Genomic DNA, 16,847 nt, shown 5'->3' with positions numbered 1-16,847 from the left:
CAATTATCTTGTATTATATCCGGGCAGTCGAACAATAACGCGCGTCCTAACACCTGGTTTGCTTTCAATATCGACCTTCCCCTTATGAAGCTCAATGATCCTTTTTACAATGGACAATCCCAAACCAGATCCTCCATAATCTAAGGATCTCGATTTCTCGACCCTGTAAAACTGATCAAACACCTTGGGCAGGTCTTCTTCCGGCACTCCCGGCCCGGTATTTTCAATAATTACAACAATCACTGCCGTTTCTGTGACCTCACGTTTAGCCCTTATCACTATCTGTCCGCCATCCTCGTTGTATTTAATTGCGTTGTCTAAAAGATTTGAGAAGGCACGTCGTAATTTTTCCTCGTCGCCTTTGACCCACAAATTTTCCGGGAGATTGACCTCCATCATGATGCTGCGTGCGTCGGATAAAAGTTGGTAATCCTCTATTAAAGCCGAAAGCAATTCGGTTAAATGTACCGGCTTTAGATCGAGGCCGGAAAGGGTTTCTAGTGACGACATGTCAAGAAGATCCTTGACCAACCGCTCCATTCGCAACACTTGATTGTTCAATCTGAGAAGGTTATCCCTTATCGAAGGAGAAAGGCTATCCATATCCGAAGAGCTAATTTCGCCGATGGCCAATCTTATGGTAGCAAGCGGGGTTTTAAGCTCATGAGATGTATCGAAAAGAAAGTTTCTTTGTCTCATGAAAGAGTACTGCAATCGGTCAAGCATCTGGTTGATCGTCATCGCCAGTTCGTTAAACTCATCCCCTTGCTCATTTACGGGAAGCCGCTGTTCTAGATTCTTCTCGCTTATATCTCGTGCTAAATCTTTCATTTGACTTATGGGTTTTAGTATTTTGCCCGTTATAAAGTGACTGATGAGGATCAAAATTAAAACAGAAAAAATGAGGCCCAGTGGGATACCCCAAACCAGCTCTCTTATCTCTTCTTCAACCTTTCCCAAGGAACGACCGACTTGAACGATATAATCTTTATCGCCTAAGAAAACCGGAAAGGCCCTAAGCCTGAACGCTTCGACCTTACTTTTACCGGAGGCATCGTTTACGACTACATCTCTTATGGTGACAGCAGAGCTTGGTTTTACCGAAGGAAGCCTGACGAAGTCTGCCAGGTTTGAGCGAAAGATGACTTCGCTGCTTTGTCGGTCGTAAATCACGATCCAGTACCCGTCATCTATATGCAAATTGGGTTGTCCTTTTTCGTGTTCCAGCAACTCTATAACCTTATAAGCTTCCTCCTCAAGCATGGAATCTAAAAGCCTGAACGATTGCTCTATAAACTCATAAAACACCACACCGGAGAAGAGAAAGCCTGACACCAAACCTGTTCCAACGATGAGAAGCATAATCCTTTTTCTTACTGTCATTGTTCACCATCTTCGATCATATAACCAACGCTACGTACGGTCTGAATGATTTTATCGTTCCCGGCATCACCGAGTTTACGGCGCAAATTTTTAATATGAACATCTATAAAATTAGACATGGTAAAGGGATCAAAGGCGTCCCCCCATACATGTTCAGCCAAACTGAAACGCGATACGACCCTGTTTTTGTTGTATAGCAGAAATTCGAGGATTAAAAATTCTTTTTGGGTGAGATCTATCGGCTCTCCATCTTTCGTGACCTTGCGGCTTACCGTGTCTAATCTCAGTCCTTTGGCATCCAAAATCGCACTATGCCGGCCTTCAGATCTCCTCAATAACGCGCGAACGCGCGCAAGTAATTCGTCGATAGAAAAAGGTTTTGCCAGATAGTCATCAGCTCCTAGATTAAGCCCTTTGACCTTGTCCTCCACGTCCCCCTTTGCCGTAAGCATTAACACCGGAATATTGATCCCTCCTTTTCGTATTTGCTCAAGCAAATTCAACCCATCTATATGGGGCATCATGACGTCCAGTATCACCAAATCGAAGACAGCATCATAAAGCTTATCCATGGCCTCGATTCCATTGCTTGCAGTATCTACCGTGTAGCGCTCACTGGCCAAGATCTCTCGAAGTTGTTCGAGGAGAGAGGTATCGTCGTCTGCTATCAAAACCCTCATCATGTCACTCTCCTAGAATAATGTTAACGTTAATTATATACCAACGACTTGCCAGGTAATTTTGCCCAATTCGTAACCGCAACTTCATAAAATTCGATCTTATCTGTCGGCCTTCTAGCATCCGCATCGTTATGAGGGTTGCTGAAAAATGACAAGGGAAGCTGTCCCTCCATATTTATATCAACGGCAACCCGATTGAACGAAGCGTGCAATGCAACGAAAGCACCCTGACACAGAAATTTTCATGGGCTCAGGGCGTCAAGATCATCATTTTACGATCCCTCAAAGGTAATCTTCACGAAAACTTCATCATAGGGTAGCTAAAATTAGCTTCGCATCTTTTGAAATAAATATTTGGAGGGATTGAATTTGTCTAAGGTCTCGGTCATCGTTCCCACCATAAACGAGGTCGGAAATATCGATGATCTTATTTTCCGTATTTTCGCGCTTAAGGATGAGATTTCATATGACCTTGAAATATTGGTAGTAGACGATGGCTCTACCGACGGCACGCGCGAACACGTCCTGAAATGGCAAGAACATCACCCCATACGCCTCATTGCCCGCGACGACGACAAAGGCGTGGCCAAATCGGTAATAGCGGGAGCCCGTGCGGCCACCGGTGATATCCTGGTGGTCATGGACGCCGATTTGAGCCATCCGCCAGAGGTCATCCCCGACCTGGTCAAGCCCTTATTGGAAGGCACATGCGATATGACCGTAGCAAGCCGTTACATAAAGGGAGGATCCACGCCCGGATGGCCCTTCTACAGGAGGCTGGCGTCCTTTATCGCCACTGTCATAGCGAGGATCTTCGTCGACGTATGCGACCCCATGTCCGGCTTTTTTGCCGTACGTCCCCAACTGCTTCGCTCGCTCGATCCTGAGAAAGCTTGCTTTAAGGTGTGCATGGAGGCGCTCATAGCAGGAGGTCCATCCTTAAGGGTAATTGAGGTTCCCATAACTTTCAAGGATAGGGCAAGCGGACATTCAAAGATCAATCTCATAAAGATGGGATGGTCTTATCTGTGTCGGCTGGCTGCCTTAGCCGGAGGTAACATGTCGGCAAAAAGTGGCATTCGCTTTGGGATTGTGGGCCTTCTTGCCATGGTTCTCGATCTTTTTGTATTTTCTGTTCTTATCGCCTTAAAATTTCCCATTGGACAATCTCACGTGATTAGCTTTTTTGCCTCGACTGCATTTAACTTCACGTGCAATGCTAGATGGTCCTTTGCGCAAGACAATACACAAAGGCTTTCTTTCGCCGGCTTCGGACGTTTCCTGCTTTTGGCCTTGGCGTCGCTGTTTTTGCGGGGAGGAGTGCTTGCTACCTTAAATCAATTATTAGGATGGCCACCCTTATTAGCCGTAATTGGGGGGATCTTTGCTGCCGCCGTCTCAAATTACGTGGGGAATGCCTTCTTCGTGTTTCCTCTGAAACCTAAACATAAAGGGCTTCGCTGGCGGGCTGTATCTGTCATATTTCTGATTTATGCCATAGTGTTGCGCCTGTTTTATATGGGAGTGATGGAGCTGATTTATGAGGAAGCATACTACTGGAATTACGCTCAGCACCTGGACATAGGCTACCTCGACCACCCTCCCATGGTGGCCTGGATCATAGCCTTTTTTACGTCCGTCTTCGGCAACGCTGAATTTGGCGTAAGGATAGGAGCACTGGTTTCTTGGGCGGTTATGGGGGCGTTCGTCTTTGCCCTTGCACGAAAGCTCTACGGTAGGGAAATTGCCTTCGTCTCTCTTTTCTTAGTGACAGGACTCCCCTTTTTCTTTGGGATAGGCATGCTTATGACACCTGACGCTCCCCTTGCTGCCTGCTGGGCGGGGACGCTTTACTTCTTGGCCAAGGCATTTTTTGACAAACGACGTTCATCCTGGTGGGGCGTGGGCATTTGCGGCGGGCTGGGACTGCTTTCCAAATACACCATCGTCCTTCTGGCACCAGCAAGTTTGTTGTTCATGGCCATAGACCCGATGTCTCGTCAATGGTTAAAGAAAAAGGAGCCCTACTTGGCTGCCATCCTTGCTCTTTTTATCTTTTCGCCTGTCATCGTCTGGAACGCCAAACATGGATGGGCATCTTTCGTCTTTCAGGGATCCGACAGGCTTGCCGGTTCCTTTAGGTTCTATCTGCCTCAATTTCTGGGCTATGTAGCCGCGCTCCTTACGCCTGTCGGTTTAGTCGCTGTTTCTGGCACCTTTTTGGGCACAAAGGGCGACCGAAGATCTCGGTTTTGCATGATCATGGCGCTTTTTCCGGCATGTGTCTTTTTGGCCTTTAGCTTATTTCGAGAGGTCAAGTTGAACTGGACGGGGCCTGCCTGGATTTGCCTAATTCCTTTAATGGCATATCAGGTTATGGAAAGCGATACTACATCTCGAATTATTAATTTTCTCAGAAAGGCCTGGATCCCTACTGTTGTAGTTGTCTATCTTATCTTTGGAGCAGCTTTGCACTACTTCGTTTTAGGCCTACCCTTTGCTGCTTACCCCCGTGATCTGTCCTTACTTGGATGGAGCGATCTGGCCAGACAGGTTGAGGCCATAGAAAACGAGCTTGAGCTGTCTACGGGACACGAACCCCTGGTGTTGGGCATGGACAAGCACATGATTGCAAGCGAACTTTCCTTTTACAGGACGAAGTTGGCAGGCAAAAGCCGTGACCACGGTGAGGGCGTAAGATACACGGCCGGTCCCAACTTCTTCGGGCACGAAAGTCTGATGTTCAAATACTGGTTTCCCAAAGACAAAGGTTTACGTGCTTATAGTGACGTGATTGTGCTGGTCGGTCCGGATCCTAAGAGTCTATGTTTGGACGAATTGGTCAAAGATGGCTGGAACGTAGGAAGCGTAAAAGAGCTGATTGTACGAAAAAACGGCATTCCTGTTGGATGGTACTACTATGCCATAGGACGGTCGGCGAGCGCTAATTCTATAAGTGCTTTAAAGTGAGGATTGAAAACATGTTAATAAGATCAAGGGTTCCTTTGAGGATAAGCTTTGGCGGCGGCGGGACTGACGTCTCCCCGTACTGTGAGAGACACGGAGGCGTTGTCATGAATGCCACTATCGATCGATACGCTACCGTGAGCCTGTCTCCGCTCGTCGATAAGACCATAGAGATAGAAAGCATAGATTACGATGCAGCCCTGAAATACGACGTGGATCAGTTTTTGGCTTACGACGGACACCTCGACTTGATAAAAGGTGTAGTTAACTTCATGAGAAAAGCTTACAACGTCAGTCATGGTTTTAGGTTACGGATACATAACGATGCTCCTCCCGGTTCGGGTTTGGGGTCATCTTCTGCTGTCTGCGTCGCAGTCGTCGGGACATTTAGACATTGGCTCAACCTTCCCATGACGCCCTATGAGGTGGCCGAGATGGCCTACCAAATCGAAAGACATGAGCTGGGCATCAAAGGCGGTAGACAGGATCAATACGCTGCTGCCTTCGGTGGCTTTAACTTCATAGAGTTCAATGGCACGAAGACGATAGTCAACCCCTTGAGGCTGCGAAATGACGTGGTCTGCGAGCTCAATCATAGACTGATCCTGGCCTACGTGGGAGGCTCTCACGATTCGTCGAAGATCTTGAGCTCTCAGATAAAGGATATGGCCTCAGGCAACGAGGAGACATTAAAGTCACTTGACAAGGCCAAAGAGCTTGCCATAGCCATGAAGGCCGCGCTGCTGACTGATAATCTCGACGACTTTGGCCTTCTCTTAGACGAGGCATGGAAATCAAAAAAACGTTTTACCGCAGGCATAACGACCCCAAAGATCGACGCCATCTACGAAAAGGCCAAATCGGTCGGCGCTTTGGGAGGAAAAGTCTCGGGAGCAGGTGGCGGCGGGTTCATGTTCTTTTTCGCCAAACCCGACAAAAGATATGCAATTACTAAAGTGCTGCAGGACGAAGGGGTACAAACCGTCAATTATTCCTTCACTGATATGGGATTATACAGCTGGGAGGTGCGATGATCTTGATATTAATAACAGGAGCCGGCGGAATGATAGGAAGTCATCTCATAGACAGGCTCTCTTGCCTTGCGGGAAAAGACAATATCATAGCTTCTTATTACAAACCTACGATTGATATGAAAGAAATCGAGGGGAAGGCCATATTTGTGGAGACGGACGTACGCTACTTCGAGGATCTCTACAGAATTGTCGAACGATACAGGCCAAATTTCATATATCATCTGGCAGCCCAAAGCTTCCCTGCCGTCTCGTGGGACAGGCCGCAAGAGACCTTGGAGACAAACGTCATAGGCACTGCAAATTTATTCGAGGCGATAAAGCTCATACAAGCCAAAGATTTCTACGACCCTACGGTGGTCGTGGCATGCTCCAGCGCCGCTTACGGCTATGTTAGCGAGCAAGAAGTCCCAATAAATGAAGATCACGCCTTGCTTCCCCTGCATCCGTACGGAGTAAGCAAGGCCGCCCAAGATCTCCTTACATATCAATATTGGGCCACATGGGGCATCAAAGGCATAAGGGCCAGGATATTTAACACAACGGGGCCGAGAAAGACGGGCGACGTATGTTCAGATCTGACCTTTAGAGCAGCCCAGATAGAAAAGGGCAACATCCCACCCATACTTCGGGTAGGAAACACAAAAAGCCGCAGGGCCATACTTGACGTCAGGGACTTGGTTTCCGCCCTTATCTTGCTTGCCCAAAGGGGCATGCCTGGCGAAGCTTACAACATCAGTGCCCAGAAAGCATATGCAGTTAATGAGATTATAGAAATCATTGAGAAAGAGCTGAATACTTCCTTCGATGTGCAAATAGACTCGATGCTGCTGCGGCCTAAAGACGAACCCATAATACTGGGGGATTCGTCAAAGCTCATATTAGCCACAGGCTGGAGGCCCAAACATGATCTTGCCGCCACTGTAAGGGATATGCTGCAGTATTGGCGCCAAAAGGTGCAGGCGGGCCTTGACAGTAACAAATTAAAGCCGGTGCTTGCACATTAAGGGAACCATGATTAAGTTCTCCTCTCCCTTTTGGATATTGAGCCTCGTAGGGGGGATATTGCTTTTCATATATGCTGCAGCAAGGCGTGACCCCGTTTTCATGGTTGGGCAGGCCAGTGGGGTATTCATCTATATACGAAACATATACTTCATCCTAAGAGAACATAAAGAAATTGTCCACGCAAAGTAAAACTTCCTCACGCAGGCAATTTCTCTTCGTAGTCCTTTTGGCATTGCTTGCCTCCATAGCCTTTCAGGGAAGCAGGGGCTTATACGAGACCACCGAAGGAAGGTACGCTGAAGTGGCCCGCGAGATGTTGCGCAGCGGGAATTACCTTGAGCCGACACTGCTTGGCCTTCAGCTGCTGTCGCTGGTCCTGTTTTTCATGGCTAAGTCCAAGCTCCAGCTTTACATATTGCCGCTTTTTCTTCCCCTGTCCTTGATCATGGGACGGGCACTGGCGGCCTTTTTAGATCTCAACGTGATAAAAAAAGAAGCATAATACGAATCCTTGCCATATCCAGTTGCATCTTCATCGTGGCGCTTAAGGCCCTTTCGGGCACTTCCGTCGTCTCCTCACCCCACGACATGAAAAGGCTTAGTGCGAGCATTGATGAAGCCATCGCTGCCAGGAGTTTTCAGCTTCTTGTAGTCTACGATAAAAAGCTGAACGGCCTTGCTTTCTATAGGGATGAGATATTGGATCACATAAACCCCGGCATGTCGGACCAGTTGTCAGAAAAGGTCATAGCAACGTTTCGCAATGGCAAAACGCCGGTAGTGTTGCTTCGGGCAGGCAATGTAAACTTGGTATCAGATGCATTGAGGCGATCAGGAATACCCATTACCGTAAAGGACCTGTATGGAGGTTGGATGCTCATCACCTGTGAGCAACGATCGTAATCGAGCAATAACGAAACCCCCATTAATTAAAACACTAAAAGCAGGACAGACGTCTTAAGCATCGTCTGTCCTTTTTTATTTTTCATCAACTTTCTACAAAAGGGTATTGCATTTTTGAAAGAGGCGTAATATAATGATCACAAACAATCATAAATGATCAAAAACAATCAAGGTGATGGCAGTGTTCGCAGAGGAAAGAAGGGCCGCCATAATAAGCAAGATCAAATCGGGTGCTCCCATATACGTGGCAGACCTGGTTCAAGAGTTCGGCGTCTCCGAGGCTACGATACGTCGGGACCTGGCAGTTCTTGAAGACATGAACCTGCTCAAGCGGACTCACGGCGGGGCCGTTCCTCCCAATTACGGCCTTGAACCCACCTTTCAAGAGAAGGAAATTCAAAACCTTAACCTCAAGGCAGCTATCGGAAAAATGGCCGCATCCTTAGTAAAAGACGGAGAAACCGTATTGCTTGATGCTGGCACCACTACCCTGCAGATCGCCTCAAACCTTCGCGGACGCAATGTGACAGTCGCCACCAACTGCATAGATGTTGCAAATGTATTCCTCGACGATCCTTCGGTAGAGGTTTGGTTATTGGGCGGAATCCTGCGAAAGGGCCCCCGATCCCTCGTCGGATTTTTGACCAACCAAGCGTTAAAGGCCCTTCGCTTTGACAAGGTCTTTCTGGCAGCAAATGCCATTGACGCCGATTTCGGCGTTACCACACCAAATATGACGGAAGCCGAGACAAAGCGCCATATGCTCTTCGCCGGCAAAAAAAAGATACTCGTCGCAGACCATTCAAAGATAGGTCTGGAGGGCTTATGCAAGATATGTGATCTCAATGAACTTGATTTGTTCATCACCGACGACAAGGGAGATGAAAGAAAGGTCGAGCAATTAAAAAGAAAGGTAAAAGTAATTATCGCTAGCGAAGGGAGCGATGAAAGGTGACATCTATCGTAACGGTCACCCCAAACCCTGCAATAGACCATACCATATTTATCCCTGACTTCACGGCAGGAAGGGTGAACAGAGTCAAAAAGGAGCGCAAAGACATCGGGGGCAAGGGTTTCAACGTGGCTTCTTTTTTAAAGGACTACGGCATAGAAGAAGTAGTTGCTACAGGTTTTCTGGGCAAGCACAACAAAGAGTTGTTCGAGAACTTCCTTGCAGCCAGAGGGATAAAAGACGAATTCGTGCTTTTAGACGGAGAAACGCGCACCAACATCAAGATCGTTGATGAGCAAAAAAAGGAGATAACGGACATAAATTTTCCCGGGCTTCAATGCGACGAAAAAGTGCGCGCCAATTTACAAAATATATTAACACGATTGGCCGAAAATAACGATTATTTCGCCCTCTGTGGCAGCCTTCCTCCCGGTATCTACGACGATTTTTTTGCCGAAGTTACATCCATACTTAAATCCCTGGGCAAATTTGTAGCTTTAGACACGAGTGGCCCCGCATTGAAAAAGGCCTTGAAATCTAAGCCTGACCTCATAAAGCCCAACATCGCAGAATTTTGCGAGATTTTTGGCCTCTCAAATCCCTCCTTCGACCAAATCGTAGAGGGCTTAAAAAAACTGCTTTCCCTGGGTATCAAAACCGTATGTCTCTCCATGGGCGAGAAGGGAGCTTTGTTCGCTGAAGACCACACCCTCATACAGGCCATACCTCCCAAAATCGACGTTTTGACCACTGTTGGCGCCGGAGATGCAATGGTAACCGGTTTAATTGCAGGTGCGGTAAAAGGAGAAGCTCTATTGGAACGGGCTAAACTAGCGACGGCTTTTTCCCTCTGTGCCCTCACAAAATTGGGAACAGAACGAACGACACGGGAAAGAGTCCTGTCCGTTATTGAGAAAATTTCCGTAAAGGAGGTCAAGATATGAATATCAAGGATTTATTATCGGAAGGAAGGATACTGCTCGACTTAACGGCCGACGCAAAGGAGGATGTCTGGAAGGCTCTGGCAAACAAGATGTATGAGGATGGGATAGTCGCAGATGTAGAGGCATATTTAAGGGATGTGACCGAGAGGGAAAAACAGGGGACTACGGGAGTCGGATTCGGAGTTGCCATACCTCACGCTAAATCCGAAGCAGTAAAGGCTGCCGGCTTAGCTATGGCCAGGACCACCCAAGGAATAGACGTAGCATCCCTCGACGGGACAAAGGCCGACATCTTCTTTCTGATCGCTGCGCCAAAGGATGCAGATAAAGTTTATCTGCAAGCCCTTTCTAAGCTCGCAAGGTTGCTTATGCACGAAAACTTCAGGGAGTCGCTGAGAAACGCCAAGTCTCCCCGGGACGTCTTGGGCGTCATCGAAAAACAAGAAGAACAGATGAGTTAGAGGGAAGGAGGAAACAAAGATGGCAAAGATAGTTGCTGTAACAGCTTGTCCGACAGGAATTGCCCATACCTACATGGCAGCAGAATCTTTGAAGGTTGGAGCAGAAAAGTTAGGCCACGAAATAAAGGTCGAGACAATGGGGTCGGCGGGTTCTGAGAATAAGCTAACGGATGAAGATATAGCACAAGCTGACATCGTCATCATCGCAGCCGACACAAACGTAAATACGGAGAGGTTTGCAGGGAAACCAATATACATGACATCTACGGGAATAGCGATCAAAGACGGCGTTGCCGTGATAAATGAGGCATTAAAGAAAGCCACGGTTACCATGGAAAAAGAGGTCGCCAAGATAGAGGAGATGAAGGCTCAGCGATCGGCACAAAGGTCAGGCGTGTACAAGCACCTCATGACGGGCGTTTCCTACATAATACCCGTCGTAGTGGCGGGAGGTTTGTGCATCGCCTTGTCGTTTGCCTTTGGAATACATGCCGCAGAACAGGAAGGCAGCTTGGCTGCTGCGCTCATGAGGATAGGCGGCGGAGCGGCGTTTGCCCTCATGGTCCCGGTCCTTGCCGGTTATATCGCCTACTCCATAGCCGATAGGCCAGGCCTTACTCCGGGCCTCATAGGCGGTATGCTCGCCAATCAAATAGGAGCAGGTTTTCTCGGGGGTATATTGGCAGGTTTTATCGCCGGTTATATTACGCTTGGGCTTAAAAAATCCATAAAACTCCCGAAAAGCCTGGAGGGGCTCATGCCCGTTTTAGTCCTGCCTCTTTTATCTTCTCTAGCAACGGGATTGCTCATGATATACGTTATAGGCACGCCGGTAAAAGGCATAATGGACTGGCTTACCGTGAGCCTTAACAATATGAGCACCGCTAACGCGGCTATTTTGGGACTGATACTTGGAGCAATGATGGCCGTCGATATGGGAGGCCCCGTCAATAAGGCAGCTTACGCCTTTGCCGTGGGTCTTCTTGGGAGTAACACTTTCGAGCCCATGGCCGCGGTTATGGCCGCAGGTATGACGCCTCCATTGGGAATTGCTTTGGCCACGTTCATCGCAAAAAATAAGTTCACAAAAGAAGAAAGGGAAGCCGGCAAAGCCGCAGCGATCCTTGGAGTGTCCTTTATAACTGAAGGAGCTATACCCTTTGCCGCTGCCGATCCTTTGAGGGTAATACCCTCAATCATTGCCGGCTCAGCCGTCACTGGAGCACTTTCCATGTTCTTCCGCTGTACCCTCAGAGCTCCCCATGGAGGTTTTTTCGTCCTCCCCATCCCGAATGCCGTCGGAAATCTTGGGTTTTATATAATAGCCATAATCGCCGGAACTCTAGTAACGGCTGCCTTGGTAAGCGCACTGAAACCCAGGAAACAATAAAAGCTAAACATGCCTTAAACAAACAAAGAGGTGTCCGCAAAGGGCGCCTCTTTGTTTGTTTAAGTTAGCATAGTTCTATTTTTAGCAATTTATTATAGTTAGCCATGAGAAAAATGAGAAATATTATGTACTTGGACTGGGGTATCGTAATAGGTTAGGACCATGACTCTATTTTGGCCCGAGGGTTTTTACAAAATTCTCATGGTTGGCACCTTTGTCTTTGGTGCCTTCTTTTTAAAACTCCCTATAGCAATATCCATGGTCTTGGCGGCAATTGCGGGTAGTATTGTGGCAGGCGAGGGGCTTCCTTTACGACATCTCGTCGAAGGCACTTTTGGATATCTAGACACTATTTTAAGCATTGCAACGGCTGGATATCTTGCTGCAATCCTCTTCCTAGAACGCGCACAAGTTCAGAAGGGGCGACTTATCGTGGTTCCCTTCGCTAACAATATGGGCTTTACCCATAATTCGCCACAGGAAGCGCATCCTCAATTTATTCACTTTTCCCTTCCCGACGGTTCGACGAGAATGTTCAGATATGGCTCCAGAAGTACAAACCCCATATTTCAGTGGCCCAACCCCGACGTTTTCATACACCCACAGTCAGGGCAAAAGCTTGCGGGAAGCGAAAAAAGCAATCTCAATAGAGCTCACCCAGGAACCCCCGATGGCGCTCTCACTCAACGTCTAGCCTATGCTCTTCGCCAGCTTGTCATTGCGGAAAATGTTGACCTTGCCTTCGATCTGCACGAGGCATCTCCCGAATATCCCGTCGTCAATGCCATAGTTGCTCACGAACGCAGCATGGAATTAGCCGCCATGGTTGCCATTGAGATGGAAACCGCCGGAATTCCAATACGCCTGGAGCCGTCGCCAAAGAACTTGCGTGGACTCACCCATCGAGAATGGGGAGATGCAACAAATTCCATGCCAATTTTGATGGAAACGGGCAACCCTAGCCAAGGTCGACTAAGGGGCAAAACGAACGAAGAGCTGGTCCTAACGGGCAGAGATAAATATTACGCATGGGCTTCGAAATTGGGACTACTCTTTATCCCCTATGAAGAAGACCAATCAATTGGCCTGCGCATAGCAAGACATGTAACTGCAATTCAATCCTTTTTTGATGCAATTGGCTTTTGCGACCCTACAAAGGAAATTGTTATCTACGGAATTCCAAAATTCAATGAGCTACTCCATAAGGGGCTAGGATCGTTTTTGTCACCCCTAAATTCTGACAATCTAAGAATGTAATGTTATATTAATGTTAAAATATAAAAAAAGGGGAGGAATAGGTATGAAAAAAATTCTTTCGTTGATGGTAAGCATTATCATAGCAATCGTAGTAATGTCAACAATGGCGCCGGCTCAGGAGCCTCTTATTAAGGACGTATATGTAAAACACGGCATGGTATCGTCGGCACATTTATTGGCCTCAAGAGCGGGTGTAGAGATACTCAAAAAAGGGGGCAACGCTATAGATGCTGCTGTAGCGACAGCTTTAGCGCTCAACGTCGTGGAACCAAACGCCTCAGGCATTGGTGGCGGGGGGTTCATGATCATTCGATTTGCAAAAACAGGAGAGATTATAGAACTGGACTACAGGGAAACCGCTCCAGCTAGCGCTACCAAGGATATGTTTGCCTCTGAGAAAGCTAAGGAAGAAAAATGGTCTCAGCTCGGCGGGAAATCCGTTGGAGTTCCCGGTTACATCATGGGAATGTGGATGGCCCTAGAAAAATATGGCACAATGCCATGGTCTGAGGTGGCAAAACCTGCGATCAAACTTGCCGAGGAAAGTTTCGTTATAGTGGAAATGCAAACAGAGATCATTACGGACAATCTCGAGAAACTCTACGCCTTTAACGATCCCTCTGACGTCCCTTTCCTGAAGGATGGCTACCCCATTGAAGCCGGAAAGGTCTTAAAGCAGCCAAATTTAGCCAAGGCCTTCAGGATGATAGGTGAACATGGACCGAAGGTATTTTATGACGGCCCAATTGGAGAAGCCTTTGTAAACGCTGTGAACAAAAATGGCGGGAATATGACGATGGATGATCTCAGAAACTATAAAGTTGAAACAAGAGAACCGGTGAGCGGCACCTACAGAGGTTACCACGTATATTCTACACCGCCAGCATCAAGCGGAGGAACCCACATTGTTCAATTGTTAAATATCATGGAGAACTTTCCTATCTCCGATTGGGGACACAATAGCCCAAGATACCTCCATACTCTAGGCGAAGCAATGAAACTGGTCTTTGCCGACAGAGACGCCTACATGGCAGATTCTGCTTTCATAGAAGTTCCTCTAAAAGGACTTACCAACAAAGATTACGCAAGAAAACTTGCAGAAAAAATACGGCGCAATGCGGTAATGACTGAGGTTCAGCCCGACGATCCCTGGATGTTCCAAGACAACATGACGACGAACCACATCGCAGTGGCAAATGATACCCACATATCTACGAGCCATTTTTCTGTTGCCGACGAAGAAGGGAACGTCGTAGCATCCACCAATACAATTAATTATTTCTTCGGTTCAGGAATTGTGGTCCCCGAATATGGCATTGTAGCCAACAATGAAATGGATGACTTCTCGCCTAATCCTAATAGCGTTAATGCTCCAGAACCGGGTAAACGGCCACTCTCATCGATGTCGCCCAGTATATTACTGGATCCTGCTGGGAAGCCATTTATGACTGTTGGCGCGGCAGGCGCGCAGAGGATCATAACCGCTGTAACTCAAATTATAATGAACGTAGTAGATTTCGGCATGAGCATGGATGAGGCCATTGAACAGCCAAGAATCTTCACCAGAGCCTACGACGGAAAGGCCGGGGCTTTTCTTTTAGAAGACACGATGAACCAGACGACAATTCAAATGCTCCAAATACGTGGTCACAATATAGAAGTAAGACCAAAATCTGGGTATTTCGGCACTGCCCAGGGCATTCTCTTCACAGATAAATTACTTAACGGTGGAGCTGATAGTCGACGTTTAGGAATACCCATCGGGTATTAATGATAACCTGAAGAGAAACAAGAAAAAGATGCGAGAAAGACTTTCTCGCATCTTTTTCTATTCTATATTGGGAAATACACACGAACACTAGATGCAAAGATGTCATATCGTGGATACAGAGAAAAGAGATAGATATATTGCTGGTAGATTACCACATGCCCCTGACTAATGGTGCCGAAGTAATTAAAAGATGCAGAAAAGTATCCAAAGAGGTCACCATCCTCGTTCTGACTATCGAAGAAGATCAGAAGATAGCAAGAGATCTACTCTTAATAGGCGCCGATGACTTTGTTTTAAAACCAATTCGACTTGCAGATTTTGCAGCGCGCATTGCCTTACATGGCCGTCTTTTAGATTACCGTCGATATTCTGGCCTGGAAAATTTGAATAAGGGAATTCATCAAGAAACGCTTAGAACCATCCTTTTGGCCCTTGACGACATAGGAAACAAAGGAGCTACCATCCAAGATGTCGTAGAGAAAACCGATCTCTCCTACCCTACTGCTCATAGATACCTGGAGTATCTAGCAATGTCAGGCTTGGCTTCCAAAGAACCCAAATACCGAGATGGGCGCTCTGGAAGACCTAGATTTATCTACTACCTTTTAGATTCTTGCACTTCACCAAAACACCCCTTCACCAGGATGTCTTTCAGAGGTTAAGGCCAAGAATTTGTGAAGCTTTATTTGAAAGGATCATATGCTTCGACCCAAAAATTTTCCCCTTCCTTCCCTTGCTTTAAAAAGGCCATTATCGTATATTACTTCACCTCGCGATAATGTAGTACAAACTTTGCCCTTTATCGTCATTCCTTCGTAGGGAGAAAAGTCCGTATTCATATGCAAATTACTGGAACTTATTGTCCATTCTTGATTGGGATCCAGAATTGTCATATCGGCATCGGATCCAATTTGAAGCGCCCCTTTTCTGGGAAAAAGGCCATATATCCTGGCTGGATTTTCCGCAAAAAGCTTCACCATGACCTCCAGGGAAATACCTCGTTTTAAGACGCCTTCGCTAAAGAATAAAGGCAGCGAAGTCTCCACGCCGGGCAAACCGTAGGGCAGGTCGAGAAAGCTATCCTTCCATCTTTTTTGCTCTCTAGTAAAGGGACAGTGATCCGTCGCTATCAAGGAAATATCTCCGTTGCTGATGCCTTCCCAGAGAGCCTGAGCGTCCATGGAGGTCCTCAATGCGGGAGAAGCGGAGTATAAGTGGCCCTCCACACCCTCATATACTTCCTTCGTAAGCAGGAGATATTGGGGACATGTCTCAGCTGTCGCATTTGAATAAAAGCTCCTGGCTCTCTTAAAGGCCTCTAAACCTAAAGCGGAGGATAAATGCACTATATGCACCCTGGCGTTTGTCCTTTCCGCCAAGTAAATGACATTGCCTACTGCCAGGGCTTCGCAAAGAGGTGGCCTCGCCTTGGCCAGAGTACTCATATCGCCGATCTCACTACGATCCAATGAACTAACGATATGGTCAATTATCTCCTCGTCTTCTGCATGTACTATGGCCAATGCTCCCAAGTCGCCAATCGTCTCAAAGGCATCAAAGAGCGCTCCTCTGTCAGTCCTTCTGCCGGAGGAGCTGTAGGCAGTGAAAAACTTAAAACTGGTAACTCCCATTTGCGTTGCCTTCAAGATCTCCCACGACCTGGATCTGTGCCAACCGATAATTTCGGCGTGAAACGTATAATCGATGTAGGATTTTTTGGCTTCATCGAGCCTGCTTTCTATATCTTCAGGAAGGGTTGAATCTCTGTCGCCCACCGTAAAATCTATGACGGTCGTGACTCCGCCACAGGCTGCAGCTTTTGTGCCGGAAGCAAAATCATCGCTCGAACGGGTGCCCGAAACGGGAAGCTCCATGTGAACATGAGCATCTATCGCGCCCGGCAACACGAGTTTGCCAGAGGCATCGACAACATGTTTTCCTTTTAAACCATAACCTATCGCCGCTATGCATTCGCCTGCGATGCCGATATCCCCTTTAATCGTTCCAAAGGGGCTACCCACTATTTTGCCACCTTTAATTACCACATCATACATCAGATCAACCCCCGATCGTCTGGGTTTCCCGGCCATAAAAAAGCTT

The 16,847-nt window shown here is 47.3% G+C and carries 17 protein-coding genes; 13 read left to right on the top strand and 4 right to left on the bottom strand.

Going from position 1 to position 16,847, the window contains the following annotated elements; translation table 11 throughout:
• Positions 1–3: 3 nt before the first annotated feature.
• Genes B3N34_RS00395 through B3N34_RS00385 form a run of 3 tightly spaced genes read right to left on the bottom strand, consistent with a single transcriptional unit; the run spans position 4 to position 2,218 of the window.
• Entirely contained in the window at positions 4–1,383 is a 1,380-nt protein-coding gene (locus B3N34_RS00395; RefSeq protein WP_286973806.1) for a sensor histidine kinase, read from the bottom strand.
• A complete protein-coding gene (locus B3N34_RS00390; RefSeq protein ID WP_286973804.1) occupies positions 1,380–2,063 on the bottom strand; it encodes a response regulator transcription factor in 684 nt (227 codons plus the stop codon). The genes B3N34_RS00395 and B3N34_RS00390 overlap by 4 nt, the downstream gene beginning before the upstream one ends.
• A 29-nt stretch (positions 2,064–2,092) precedes the next feature.
• Complete coding sequence (locus B3N34_RS00385) at positions 2,093–2,218, bottom strand: hypothetical protein (protein ID WP_286973803.1); 126 nt, start codon at positions 2,216–2,218, stop codon at positions 2,093–2,095.
• A 214-nt stretch (positions 2,219–2,432) separates the two neighbouring features.
• Here B3N34_RS00385 and B3N34_RS00380 point away from each other — a divergent pair, with 214 nt between their 5' ends.
• The 13 genes from B3N34_RS00380 to B3N34_RS00320 all read left to right on the top strand — a co-directional run bounded on the left by B3N34_RS00380 (position 2,433) and on the right by B3N34_RS00320 (position 15,409).
• On the top strand, positions 2,433–5,033 hold the full coding sequence (locus tag B3N34_RS00380) for a glycosyltransferase family 39 protein (RefSeq protein ID WP_286973801.1): 2,601 nt from the start codon (positions 2,433–2,435) through the stop codon (positions 5,031–5,033).
• 11 nt (positions 5,034–5,044) lie between these two features.
• On the top strand, positions 5,045–6,064 hold the full coding sequence (locus tag B3N34_RS00375) for a GHMP kinase (protein ID WP_286973800.1): 1,020 nt from the start codon (positions 5,045–5,047) through the stop codon (positions 6,062–6,064).
• Between the two features lie 2 nt (positions 6,065–6,066).
• Positions 6,067–7,068 carry a GDP-mannose 4,6-dehydratase gene (locus B3N34_RS00370; RefSeq protein WP_286973797.1) on the top strand — a complete coding sequence of 334 codons (1,002 nt, stop codon included), beginning with the start codon at positions 6,067–6,069 and terminating at the stop codon, positions 7,066–7,068.
• Between the two features lie 7 nt (positions 7,069–7,075).
• On the top strand, positions 7,076–7,258 hold the full coding sequence (locus B3N34_RS00365; protein ID WP_286973794.1) for a lipid-A-disaccharide synthase N-terminal domain-containing protein: 183 nt from the start codon (positions 7,076–7,078) through the stop codon (positions 7,256–7,258).
• Positions 7,242–7,571: a hypothetical protein gene (locus B3N34_RS00360; RefSeq protein WP_286973792.1), complete on the top strand. Its 330-nt coding sequence runs from the start codon at positions 7,242–7,244 to the stop codon at positions 7,569–7,571. The genes B3N34_RS00365 and B3N34_RS00360 overlap by 17 nt, the downstream gene beginning before the upstream one ends.
• A 35-nt stretch (positions 7,572–7,606) precedes the next feature.
• Positions 7,607–7,972: a hypothetical protein gene (locus B3N34_RS00355; protein ID WP_286973789.1), complete on the top strand. Its 366-nt coding sequence runs from the start codon at positions 7,607–7,609 to the stop codon at positions 7,970–7,972.
• Positions 7,973–8,147: 175 nt separating this feature from the next.
• Positions 8,148–8,927, top strand: coding sequence for a DeoR/GlpR family DNA-binding transcription regulator (locus tag B3N34_RS00350; protein ID WP_286973787.1), 780 nt, complete (start codon positions 8,148–8,150; stop codon positions 8,925–8,927).
• Complete coding sequence (gene pfkB / locus B3N34_RS00345; RefSeq protein WP_286973786.1) at positions 8,924–9,868, top strand: 1-phosphofructokinase; 945 nt, start codon at positions 8,924–8,926, stop codon at positions 9,866–9,868. The genes B3N34_RS00350 and pfkB overlap by 4 nt, the downstream gene beginning before the upstream one ends.
• Positions 9,865–10,329 (top strand): PTS sugar transporter subunit IIA, encoded by a 465-nt coding sequence (locus B3N34_RS00340; protein ID WP_286973784.1) that lies wholly within the window; start codon positions 9,865–9,867, stop codon positions 10,327–10,329. Before pfkB ends, B3N34_RS00340 begins: the two co-directional genes overlap by 4 nt.
• A 19-nt stretch (positions 10,330–10,348) precedes the next feature.
• The gene (locus B3N34_RS00335) at positions 10,349–11,719 is read left to right on the top strand and encodes a fructose-specific PTS transporter subunit EIIC (protein WP_286973782.1); all 1,371 of its coding nucleotides are present in this window, start codon (positions 10,349–10,351) and stop codon (positions 11,717–11,719) included.
• A 162-nt stretch (positions 11,720–11,881) separates the two neighbouring features.
• On the top strand, positions 11,882–12,976 hold the full coding sequence (locus tag B3N34_RS00330) for a succinylglutamate desuccinylase/aspartoacylase domain-containing protein (RefSeq protein ID WP_286973781.1): 1,095 nt from the start codon (positions 11,882–11,884) through the stop codon (positions 12,974–12,976).
• A 43-nt stretch (positions 12,977–13,019) separates the two neighbouring features.
• Positions 13,020–14,747: a gamma-glutamyltransferase gene (gene ggt / locus B3N34_RS00325; protein ID WP_286973779.1), complete on the top strand. Its 1,728-nt coding sequence runs from the start codon at positions 13,020–13,022 to the stop codon at positions 14,745–14,747.
• A 59-nt stretch (positions 14,748–14,806) separates the two neighbouring features.
• Entirely contained in the window at positions 14,807–15,409 is a 603-nt protein-coding gene (locus B3N34_RS00320; RefSeq protein WP_349679677.1) for a response regulator, read from the top strand.
• 33 nt (positions 15,410–15,442) lie between these two features.
• Here the strand turns inward: B3N34_RS00320 and hydA are convergent, their stop codons facing one another.
• Complete coding sequence (gene hydA, locus B3N34_RS00315) at positions 15,443–16,801, bottom strand: dihydropyrimidinase (protein WP_286973778.1); 1,359 nt, start codon at positions 16,799–16,801, stop codon at positions 15,443–15,445.
• Positions 16,802–16,847 lie beyond the last annotated feature (46 nt).

This window comes from Acetomicrobium sp. UBA5826, assembly GCF_002433005.1.
Taxonomy (GTDB): Bacteria; Synergistota; Synergistia; order Synergistales; family Acetomicrobiaceae; genus Acetomicrobium.
Note: the sequence above shows the minus strand (reverse complement) of the source record. Positions and strands in the feature narration are given on the sequence as shown.

What these genes read in the sequence shown, in the direction of transcription:
- B3N34_RS00335 (WP_286973782.1), top strand. Translation starts at nt 10,349, where the DNA reads ATGGCAAAGATAGTTGCTGTAACAGCTTGTCCGACAGGAATTGCCCAT.
- hydA (WP_286973778.1), bottom strand. Translation starts at nt 16,801, where the DNA reads ATGTATGATGTGGTAATTAAAGGTGGCAAAATAGTGGGTAGCCCCTTT.
- B3N34_RS00340 (WP_286973784.1), top strand. Translation starts at nt 9,865, where the DNA reads ATGAATATCAAGGATTTATTATCGGAAGGAAGGATACTGCTCGACTTA.
- B3N34_RS00395 (WP_286973806.1), bottom strand. Translation starts at nt 1,383, where the DNA reads ATGACAGTAAGAAAAAGGATTATGCTTCTCATCGTTGGAACAGGTTTG.
- B3N34_RS00365 (WP_286973794.1), top strand. Translation starts at nt 7,076, where the DNA reads ATGATTAAGTTCTCCTCTCCCTTTTGGATATTGAGCCTCGTAGGGGGG.
- B3N34_RS00390 (WP_286973804.1), bottom strand. Translation starts at nt 2,063, where the DNA reads ATGAGGGTTTTGATAGCAGACGACGATACCTCTCTCCTCGAACAACTT.
- B3N34_RS00375 (WP_286973800.1), top strand. Translation starts at nt 5,045, where the DNA reads ATGTTAATAAGATCAAGGGTTCCTTTGAGGATAAGCTTTGGCGGCGGC.
- B3N34_RS00350 (WP_286973787.1), top strand. Translation starts at nt 8,148, where the DNA reads ATGGCAGTGTTCGCAGAGGAAAGAAGGGCCGCCATAATAAGCAAGATC.
- B3N34_RS00330 (WP_286973781.1), top strand. Translation starts at nt 11,882, where the DNA reads ATGACTCTATTTTGGCCCGAGGGTTTTTACAAAATTCTCATGGTTGGC.
- ggt (WP_286973779.1), top strand. Translation starts at nt 13,020, where the DNA reads ATGAAAAAAATTCTTTCGTTGATGGTAAGCATTATCATAGCAATCGTA.